Origin of the sequence: Streptomyces ziwulingensis, from assembly GCF_039542605.1 — a bacterium.
Taxonomy (GTDB): domain Bacteria; phylum Actinomycetota; class Actinomycetes; order Streptomycetales; family Streptomycetaceae; genus Streptomyces; species Streptomyces ziwulingensis.
This window is the reverse complement of record NZ_BAABIG010000054.1, coordinates 171,475-180,717: the sequence shown is the minus strand read 5'-3', so window position 1 is coordinate 180,717 and position 9,243 is coordinate 171,475. Positions and strand designations below refer to the sequence as shown.

Below are 9,243 nucleotides of genomic sequence, written 5' to 3'. Positions count from 1 at the left end.
CACCGTCATGAGCACCGAGTCCACCACCATCCGCTGGGAGCAGGACCGCACCGGCGTGGTCACCCTCGTCCTGGACGACCCGGACCAGTCCGCGAACACCATGAACGCCGCGTTCCGCGCCTCCCTCGCCAAGGTCACCGACCGCCTGGAGGCCGAGAAGGACACCCTCCGCGGCGTCATCATCACCTCCGCCAAGAAGACCTTCTTCGCCGGCGGCGACCTGCGCGACCTGATCCGCGTCACCCCCGAGACCGCCCAGGACCTGTTCGACGGCGGTCTGGCCATCAAACGGGACCTGCGCCGCATCGAGACCCTCGGGAAGCCCGTCGTCGCCGCGATCAACGGCGCGGCGCTCGGCGGCGGCTACGAGATCGCCCTCGCCTGCCACCACCGCGTCGCCCTCGACGCCCCCGGCTCCAAGATCGGCCTGCCCGAGGTCACCCTCGGTCTGCTCCCCGGGGGCGGCGGCGTCGTCCGCACCGTCCGCCTGCTCGGCATCACCGACGCGCTGCTGAAGGTGCTGCTCCAGGGCACCCAGTACGCCCCGCGCCGCGCGGCCGACAACGGCCTGGTCCACGAGGTCGCCGACACCCCGGACGACCTGCTCGCCAAGGCCCGCGCCTTCATCGACGCCCACCCCGAGTCCGCCCAGCCCTGGGACGTCCCCGGCTACCGCATCCCGGGCGGCACCCCCAGCAACCCCAGGTTCGCCGCCAACCTGCCCGCCTTCCCGGCCAACCTGCGCAAGCAGACCGGCGGCGCGCCCTACCCCGCGCCGCGCAGCATCATGGCCGCCGCCGTCGAGGGCGCCCAGGTCGACTTCGAGACCGCCCAGGTCATCGAGGCCCGCTACTTCGTGGAGCTGGCCGCCGGACAGACCTCGAAGAACATGATCCAGGCGTTCTTCTTCGACCTCCAGGCCGTCAACTCCGGCGCCAACCGCCCGCAGGGGACCGAGCCCCGCCCGGTCCGCAGGGTCGCCGTCCTCGGCGCCGGGATGATGGGCGCCGGGATCGCCTACTCGTGCGCACGCGCGGGCATCGACGTCGTCCTCAAGGACGTCTCCCTCGACTCCGCGCTCAAGGGCAAGGGCTACTCCGAGAAGCTGTGCGCCAAGGCCGTCTCCCGCGGCCGCACCACCCAGGAGAAGGCCGACGCGCTCCTCGCCCGCATCACGCCCACCGCCGAGGCCGCCGACCTCGCGGGCTGCGACGCGGTGATCGAGGCCGTCTTCGAGGACACCTCCCTCAAGCACAAGGTCTTCCAGGAGATCGAGCACGTCGTCGAGCCCGACGCGCTGCTCTGCTCCAACACCTCCACCCTCCCCATCACCGCCCTCGCCGAAGGCGTCGAACGCCAGGGCGACTTCATCGGGCTGCACTTCTTCTCGCCCGTCGACAAGATGCCGCTGGTGGAGATCATCAAGGGGGAGCGGACCGGTGACGAGGCGCTGGCCCGCGCCTTCGACCTGGTCCGGCAGATCAAGAAGACGCCGATCGTCGTCAACGACAGCCGCGGCTTCTTCACCTCCCGCGTCATCGGCCGTTTCATCGACGAGGGCGTCGCCATGGTCGGCGAGGGCGTCGAGCCGGCCTCCGTGGAGCAGGCGGCGGCCCAGGCCGGCTACCCGGCCAAGGTGCTCTCGCTGATGGACGAGCTGACCCTCACCCTGCCCCGCAAGATCCGCCAGGAGACGAAGCGGGCCGTCGAGGAGGCGGGCGGCACCTGGGCCGCACACCCCGCCGAGGCCGTCATCGACCGCATGGTCGACGAGTTCGGGCGCCCCGGCCGCAGCGGCGGCGCCGGCTTCTACGAGTACGGCGAGGACGGCCGGCGGACCGGCCTGTGGCCCGGACTGCGGGAGCACTTCACCGAGCCCGGGTACCGGATCCCGTTCCGGGACATGCGGGAGCGGATGCTCTTCGCGGAGGCGCTGGACACCGTCCGGCTCCTGGAGGAGGGCGTGCTGACCTCGGTGGCCGACGCCAACATCGGCTCGATCTTCGGCATCGGCTTCCCCGGCTGGACCGGCGGCGTGCTCCAGTACGTCAACGGTTACGAGGGGGGCCTGCCCGGCTTCGTGGCCCGCGCGCGTGAACTGGCCGAACGCTACGGCGACCGCTTCACGCCGCCCGCGCTGCTGGTGGAGAAGGCGGAACGGGGTGAGGTCTTCACGGACGGCCGCTGAGCGGGCGTCCACTGTCCGGCACGCCCCAGCGGAGCGGCCCGGCGACCGGCTCGACGAGGCGGGGTCACTCCGCCTCGTCGAGCCACTCCCGCAGTTCCTGGCGGAGCGACCGCTGGAAGGTCGTCAGCAGCGCCTGCACCACGATCGGGTGCATGTGGGCGGACAGCGACCGCACGTCCCGCGCGTCGCGCTCGGTGACCGCGTCGCGCAGCAGCCGCGACAGGTCGCGCGCGGCGGCGCGGGAGTGGGCGAGCAGCGCGGTACGGGCGGCGAGGACCGTCTCGGGCGACAGCGGGGTGGCGAGCAGCTCCACGCCGATCCGCAGCAGTCCGGCGTCGACCCGATAGACACCCCCGCTTCCCTCCCCCTCTCCGCCCCCGTCCCGGCCCCCGTCCGGCGTGACGATGTCCATCGCCACCAGACGGGCCATGTCCTCGTCGCTCAGCGGCCGGCCCGCCCGCCGGTCCAGTTGCTCGCGGGTGACGCTCTCCACCGTCTCCGGCGCCCAGGAGGCCACCACCGCGCGGTGCAGCGCGAGGTCGTGGGCGGTCAGGTCCGGCGGCAGTTGCCGCAGATACCGCTCGATCGCGGCCAGCGTCATGCCCTGGCGCTGGAGCTCCTCGATCAGCGCCAGCCGCGCCAGATGCTCCCGGCCGTACCGCCCCACCCGCCGCGGACCGATCAGCGGCGGGGGCAGCAGCCCCTTGGTCCCGTAGAAGCGGACCGTGCGCACCGTGACGCCGGCCCGCGCGGCCAGCTCGTCGATGGTGAGCGCCGGCTTCTCGGTCTCGGGCGTCGTCATGTGGAGCAGTATCGCTGTCTCACCAGTGCTGTGACACCACATCTGCACTGCGTGGAGACGGGCGGTGGATCATGTGAGAAGTCACCCTCTGTGAGGTGAGCCACCGCATGGGCACGGCGGGTCGTGGGAAGGTGCCGACTTGGTCTGTGCCGCGAGCGTGGCACGGGCCATGTCACTGTACGGACGATTCGGGTGTAAACACCCGGACGCACCAGAGAGTGGATCCACCCGTGAGCAAGGACGCCGTGGACACGGCACAGGCCGCCGGCCACCCCCGGGCGGCCGCGCCCCCCGCGGACGCGGGCGACGCCGGTTACAGCAAGGACCTCAAGGCCCGCCACATCAACATGATCGCCATCGGCGGCGCGATCGGCACCGGTCTCTTCCTCGGCGCCGGCGGCCGGCTGCGCGACGCCGGCCCGGCGCTCGCCGTGGCCTACCTGGTCTGCGGCGTCTTCGCCTTCTTCGTCGTCCGGGCCCTCGGCGAGCTGGTGCTCTACCGGCCCTCGTCCGGTTCCTTCGTGTCGTACGCGCGCGAGTTCCTCGGCGAGAAGGGCGCGTACGTCGCCGGCTGGATGTACTTCCTGAACTGGTCCACGACCGGCATCGCCGACATCACGGCGATCGCGCTGTACACGCACTACTGGTCGCTGTTCACCAGCATCCCGCAGTGGGTGCTCGCGCTGATCGCCCTGGCCGTGGTGCTGGCCGTGAACCTGATCTCGGTGAAGATCTTCGGCGAGATGGAGTTCTGGTTCGCCATCGTCAAGGTCGCCACCCTGGTCGGCTTCATGCTGATCGGCATCTTCCTGCTGGTCACCCAGCACGAGGTGGGCGGCTACACCCCCGGCGTCGGCATGATCACCGAGCACGGCGGGCTGCTGCCGCACGGGGTGATGCCGGTCGTCCTCGTGATGCAGGGCGTGATCTTCGCGTACGCCGCGCTGGAACTGGTCGGCGTCGCCGCAGGCGAGACCGCCGAGCCGCAGAAGGTCGTCCCGCGCGCGGTGAACTCGATCATGTGGCGGGTCGCCCTGTTCTACGTCGGCTCGGTCGTCCTGCTGGCCCTGCTGCTGCCCGGTTCGCTCTACTCGGGCGACCAGAGCCCCTTCGTCACCGTCCTGTCGAAGATCGGTGTCCCGGCCGCGGGCGACGTGATGAACCTGGTGGTCCTCACCGCCGCCATGTCCTCGCTCAACTCCGGGCTGTACTCCACCGGCCGCATCCTGCGCTCCATGGCGGTGGCGGGCTCCGCGCCCAGGTTCACCGGCGTGATGAGCCGCACCCAGGTCCCCTACGGCGGCATCCTGCTGACCTGCGGGGTGTGCGTGCTCGGCGTCGGCCTGAACTTCCTGGTGCCGTCGCAGGCGTTCGAGATCGTGCTGAACGTCGCCTCGCTCGGCATCATCAGCACCTGGGTGATCATCATGGTCTGCCACCTGGTCTTCGTCCGGCGGGCGAAGGAGGGCCGGGTCACCCGGCCGCGGTTCCGTCTCCCCGGCAGCCCGGTCACGGAGATCGCCACGATCGTGTTCCTGCTGGCCTGCCTCGGCATGATGTGGAACGACCCCGACGTCGGCCGCAAGACCCTGCTGCTCGTCCCGCTGATCGTGGTGATGCTGGTGGCCGGCTGGTACGGCGTCCGCCGCCGCGTCGGCGAGAACGCCGCCCAGGATCTGCCGGGGCCGGCGAACCAGGGCGTGTCTCGAAAGTAGCGTCGTCCGCCCGGAGGGCAGACGGGACTTTCGAAACACGCCCTGGCGGACCGGGCCCGCCGCCCGGCGGGGGGAGCGTCCCCCCGCCGCCGTGCGGTCGGGGCCGCCGCACCAGATGCTTCGAACGGCCCCTTCTGCGCGGGAGCCGTCCGGGGTACGGTCCCGCGCATGCCACGACGCATGCGGTGCACGGTCCGGAGAACGCTCGCCACGGCGGTCACGGCCGCCGCCCTGGCCACCTCGCTCGCTCCCACCGCGGCCGGCGCCACGGCCGGCGCCGCGGGCGCACCCCGCCACCCGCCGCGCACCGGCTTCGAGTCCGCGCACGGCGCCCGCTGGACCACCCAGGCCGAGGAGCGGTCCCTGCTGGCCGCCGTCGACCGGGCCGCCGCCCACGTCACCGTCGACCGCGTCGGCAGCACGGCGCGGGGCCGCCCGCTCCGGCTGGTCACCCTCGGCAACCCCGCCGCCGCCCACAAGATCCTCCTCGTCTGTGGCCAGCACGGCGACGAACCCGCCGGCCGCGAGGCCTGCCTGACCACCGTCCGCGACCTCGCCCACCCCACCGACCGGCGCACCCGGCGCCTGCTGGAGCGCACCACCGTCCTGGTCGTGCCCACCGCCAACCCCGACGGCCGGGCGGCCGGCACCCGCGGCAACGGCGACGGCGTCGACGTCAACCGCGACCACCTCGCCCTGGCGACGGCGGAGGCCCGGGCCCTGGCCGCCGTCGTCCGCGACCACCGCCCCGACCTCGTCCACGACCTGCACGAGTACGGCGCCACGCCCCCGTACTACGACAAGGACCTGTACGACCTGTGGCCCCGCAACCTCAACACCGACGCGGCCGTCCACGACGAGGCCGAGACCCTCTCCGGCGCCCATGTCCGCCCCGCCGCCGGGCGCGCCGGCCACTCCACCGGCACGTACGGCATCTGGACCGACCCGGAGACCGGCGACCCGATCCGGCAGACCGCCGGGGACGGGCAGGAGCGCATCCTGCGGAACATGTCCGGCGTCAAGCACGCGGTGGGCCTGCTCGTCGAGAGCCGCCTCGACCCCCTCACCGCGGCCGAGCGGCAGGACGGGGCGCTCAACAACCGGCGCCGGGTGGACTCGCAACTGGCCGCGCTCAAGGGACTGTTCGGCTACTCCGACGAGCGGCGTGGACGCGTCGAGGCGGCCACCGGCGCGGCCCGCGAGGCGGGACGGACCGACACCGGCCCGGTGTACCTCGGCGGCGCCGACAACGACCCGCCACAGCCGTCGCAGGTGCTCGCCGACCCGCCCTGCGGCTACCGCCTCACCCCCGGCCAGTACCGGGACGTGCGGGACGAACTCGCCCTGCACGGCGTGCGCGCCCGACGGGACGCCGGCGGAGTTCTCGTACCGCTGCGTCAGCCGTCGCGCGCACTGGTGCCGTTGCTGTTCGACGCGCGCGCCGCTTACCACATCACGGTGGGTGAACCCGACACGGAGTGCTGAACGGGCGAGGGGCGGCCCCGGGTGTGGTAGCAGCGTACATAGGGGACATTCCGCGCCCTATCCGCCCGGCGAAAGGTGCCGCCCGTGACGCATGACCCACCCAGCGGGAAAGATCTTCATCCGAAGGGCTCGCTGCCGGGATCGGAGGCGGGCCTGCCGGGACCCGAGGGGCGTCCGCGCACCGATCGCGTCGTCTTCGGCGTCACGGCGGTACTGAGCCTCGCCTTCGTCGTCTGGGGCGCCGTCGCCACCGACTCCCTGGAGGACGCCTCCAGCACCCTGCTCGGCGGCCTGATGCACAACGGCGGCTGGGCGTTCGTACTGGCCGCCTCCGGCTTCGTCGTCTTCGCCCTCTGGCTCGCGATCAGCCGCTACGGCCGGATCCACCTCGGCGCCGAGGGCGAGAAACCCGAGTTCCGCACGGTCTCCTGGGTCGCGATGATGTTCAGCGCGGGCATGGGCATCGGCCTGATGTTCTACGGCGTCAGCGAGCCGCTCTCGCACTACTCGACGCCCCCGCCCGGCACCGACCCGGCCGACTCCGGCGAACGCATGGAGACGGCCATGGCCACCACCCTCTTCCACTGGACGCTCCATCCGTGGGCGATCTACGCGGTGGTCGGCCTCGCCATCGCCTACAGCACCTTCCGCAGGCGCCGCCGCCAGACCATCAGTGCCGTGTTCACCCCGCTCATCGGCGAGAAGAACGCCAACGGCGGGGTGGGCCGGGTCATCGACATCCTCGCCATCGTCGCGACCGTCTTCGGTTCCGCGGCCTCCCTCGGCCTCGGCGCGCTGCAGATCGGCTCCGGCTTCCAGGAGCTGGACTGGCTGGACAAGGTGAGCACCGCGCTGCTCGTCACGATCATCGGCGTGCTCACGGTCGCGTTCGTGGCCTCGGCCGTCTCGGGGGTGGAGAAGGGCATCCAGTGGCTGTCCAACATCAACATGGTGCTGGCGCTGGTGCTCGCCCTGTTCGTGTTCGTCGCCGGCCCGACCGTCATCGTCCTGGACCTGCTGCCCACCTCGATCTTCTCCTACCTCGGTGAGCTGCCCCGGCTCGCCGCCCGGACCGAGGCGGCCGGCGGTGAGGGCGTGGCCGACTGGCTGGCGAGCTGGACCGTCTTCTACTGGGCGTGGTGGATCTCCTGGACGCCGTTCGTCGGCATGTTCATCGCCCGCATCAGCCGGGGCCGTACCGTCCGGCAGTTCGTCGGCGGCGTCATCCTGGTGCCCAGCACGGTCAGCCTCGTCTGGTTCGCCATCTTCGGCGGCTCGGCGATGAAGCTGGCGGAGCAGGGCAGGCTGGGGGAGGAGACGACCTCCGAGGGCCGGCTCTTCGCCGTGCTCCAGCAGTTCCCCGTCGCCACCGTCACCAGCCTGCTGGTGATGATCCTCGTCGGCATCTTCTTCGTCTCGGGCGCCGACGCGGCCTCGATCGTGATGGGCACCCTGTCGCAGCGGGGCGCGCTGGAACCGAGCCGTCCGGTCGTCATCTTCTGGGGCGTGCTCACCGGCGCGGTGGCCGCCATCATGCTCCTGGTCGGCAGCGGCCAGGGCGACGCGCTGACCGGTCTGCAGAACCTCACGATCCTCGCGGCGGCCCCGTTCGTCATCGTGATGATCTTCATGTGCGTGGCCCTCCTGCGCGATCTGCGCCGGGACCCGCTCATCGTCCGGGGCGAGATCGGCGTCGAGGCGCTCGAACTGGCCGTGGTCGAGGGGCACCGCCGGTACGACGGCGAGTTCGAGATCCGGGTGGGACCGGGCCCCGGCACGGAGATCGAGGGCGATCCGATCGGCAGGCACACCTGACACCGGGCTCGCCCGGCACGCCCGTTCGTCGCCCGGCCCCCTGTCCCGCGAGGCGCGACGTCGCCGTGCCGCCTGGCGGGGCCCGGCGAAGGCGCCCCCTCTGGCCCCGGCGGCGCCGTCGGGGCCCCGCCTCAGCGCCTCAGCCGAGGACCAGCCCCGCGGCCTCCTCCGCGCACCCCCACGCCACCGTGACGCCCGCCCCGCCGTGGCCGTAGTTGTGCACCAGCAGCCGCCCGTCCGGCAGCGGCTCCCGCTCCAGCCGCACCGCGTCCCGCACGGGCCGCAGACCGACCCGGTGCGCCAGGACCCGCGCCCCGGCGATCTCCGGCCGCAGCACCGCGCACCGCCGTACGATCGCCGCCGCCACCGCCGGGTCCGGCTCCGGCGACCACGCGTCCTCCTCCGCCGTGCCGCCCAGGACGAGGCGGTCCGCGTGCGGGAAGACGTACGCCGTCTCCCCGGACTCCGGGTCGGCGCAGACCGTCCAGGTGCGGATGCCGGGGTTCGCCACGACGACCAACTGGCCCCGCACCGGCCGTACGGACGGGTCCGGCACCAGCGTGCGGGCGTCCAGCCCGGTGCAGTTGACCACGACCGGCGCCACCGGCTCCGCCAGACCGGCCACCGCGCGCCGCTCCACGGTCCCGCCCGCCGCCAGCAACCGCTCGCGCAGCCACGGCAGATGAATCGACATGTCGATGAGCGGCAACCGTGCCCACAGCCCGGACCCGCCGTACTCCTCGGGGGTCGACGCCCGCAGCCCCGGCAGCCGGCCCGCCGCCCATCCGGCGACCTCGTCCCGCCCGGTCTCGCCCAGCACCCCCTCGGCCATCCGCACACCGGTCCGCCCGGGGCGCGCCGCCAGTTCCTCGTACACGTCCAGCGAGCGCAGCGCCCACGCGCGTGCCGCCGCCGGCGGCGCGATCCGGTACGGCCACCAGAGCGCGCCCGCGACCGCCGAGGTGGTCCGCTCGGCGGGCTCCCGGGTCCACACCCGCACCCGGCTGCCGCGCTCCGCCAGGACGACCGCCGTCGTCAGCCCGATCACGCCGCCGCCGATCACGACGACTTCGCCCTCCGGTTCGGTTTCCACAGGCGGACGCTAGCGGAACATGACCTGCCGTGCGCCCCTCGGTCCGGCCCCGGGACACTCACCCGCACACGCCGGCCGAGTACGCGGCCACCGGCTCCCGTACCGGCGACCCGCCGCGGCAGCCGGTGTCCGCCGGGCCGCTAAA

Annotated in this window: 6 protein-coding genes; 4 read left to right on the top strand and 2 right to left on the bottom strand. The window is 72.9% G+C overall.

Annotation, left to right across the window (positions count from 1 at the left end; translation table 11 throughout):
- Positions 1 to 7: 7 nt before the first annotated feature.
- Entirely contained in the window at positions 8 to 2,188 is a 2,181-nt protein-coding gene (locus tag ABEB00_RS25345; protein WP_345622504.1) for a 3-hydroxyacyl-CoA dehydrogenase NAD-binding domain-containing protein, read from the top strand.
- 64 nt (positions 2,189 to 2,252) lie between these two features.
- On the opposite strand, the gene ABEB00_RS25340 is transcribed toward ABEB00_RS25345, so the two are convergent.
- Positions 2,253 to 2,990: a MerR family transcriptional regulator gene (locus ABEB00_RS25340; RefSeq protein WP_345622493.1), complete on the bottom strand. Its 738-nt coding sequence runs from the start codon at positions 2,988 to 2,990 to the stop codon at positions 2,253 to 2,255.
- Positions 2,991 to 3,220: 230 nt separating this feature from the next.
- Between ABEB00_RS25340 and ABEB00_RS25335 the strand changes: the two genes are divergently transcribed.
- The 3 genes from ABEB00_RS25335 to ABEB00_RS25325 all read left to right on the top strand — a co-directional run bounded on the left by ABEB00_RS25335 (position 3,221) and on the right by ABEB00_RS25325 (position 8,005).
- Positions 3,221 to 4,705 (top strand): amino acid permease, encoded by a 1,485-nt coding sequence (locus ABEB00_RS25335; RefSeq protein WP_345622492.1) that lies wholly within the window; start codon positions 3,221 to 3,223, stop codon positions 4,703 to 4,705.
- 168 nt (positions 4,706 to 4,873) lie between these two features.
- Positions 4,874 to 6,190, top strand: coding sequence for a M14 family zinc carboxypeptidase (locus tag ABEB00_RS25330; protein WP_345622491.1), 1,317 nt, complete (start codon positions 4,874 to 4,876; stop codon positions 6,188 to 6,190).
- Positions 6,191 to 6,274: 84 nt separating this feature from the next.
- The gene (locus tag ABEB00_RS25325; RefSeq protein ID WP_345622490.1) at positions 6,275 to 8,005 is read left to right on the top strand and encodes a BCCT family transporter; all 1,731 of its coding nucleotides are present in this window, start codon (positions 6,275 to 6,277) and stop codon (positions 8,003 to 8,005) included.
- 139 nt (positions 8,006 to 8,144) lie between these two features.
- On the opposite strand, the gene ABEB00_RS25320 is transcribed toward ABEB00_RS25325, so the two are convergent.
- Positions 8,145 to 9,098, bottom strand: a complete 954-nt coding sequence (locus ABEB00_RS25320; protein WP_345622489.1) for an FAD-dependent oxidoreductase — start codon at positions 9,096 to 9,098, stop codon at positions 8,145 to 8,147.
- Between the last annotated feature and the right edge of the window lie 145 nt (positions 9,099 to 9,243).

Coding starts and splice junctions, on each gene's coding strand:
- ABEB00_RS25345 (WP_345622504.1), top strand. CDS start 8: ATGAGCACCGAGTCCACCACCATCCGCTGGGAGCAGGACCGCACCGGC.
- ABEB00_RS25340 (WP_345622493.1), bottom strand. CDS start 2,990: ATGACGACGCCCGAGACCGAGAAGCCGGCGCTCACCATCGACGAGCTG.
- ABEB00_RS25330 (WP_345622491.1), top strand. CDS start 4,874: ATGCCACGACGCATGCGGTGCACGGTCCGGAGAACGCTCGCCACGGCG.